Consider the following 381-nt stretch of genomic DNA (forward strand, 5'->3'; position numbering starts at 1 on the left):
TCGTGGTTTAACAATTTTATCATCGCATTCTTTGGGTTTTTATTTACTTTACTAGCTGGATTTTTTGGGAACTGGATTGCGTTATTTATTTCAGAGTTTACAGCAAACCTGATTGGAGCAATCGTTTTAGGGATAATCGGGGTGTTTATTTTATGTCAGCCTTTTTTGAGTCAAAAAAATACTGCAGGTTCTAAAGATGATAATATACTTATGGGAATTTTACGTGATCCAGAAAAAGCAGATTTTGATGGCTCTAAAACAATTAGTTTTTCTGAAGCACTTGTTTTAGGAGTTGCATTATCTATTAATAATATTGCAGGTGGGTTTGATGCAGGGGTAACAAATTTAAATCTTTGGCTTACAGCGACTATTTCTGGGGTG

The 381-nt window shown here is 34.1% G+C and carries 1 protein-coding gene; it reads left to right on the forward strand.

The window, feature by feature from the left end; translation table 11 throughout:
- Window positions 1-381 (forward strand): manganese efflux pump (locus MR170_RS31210; protein ID WP_242310688.1); only part of this gene is annotated, 381 nt, incomplete at both ends.

The sequence above is a fragment of the Bacillus cereus group sp. BfR-BA-01524 genome, from assembly GCF_022662595.1.
Lineage (GTDB): Bacteria > Bacillota > Bacilli > Bacillales > Bacillaceae_G > Bacillus_A > Bacillus_A thuringiensis_S.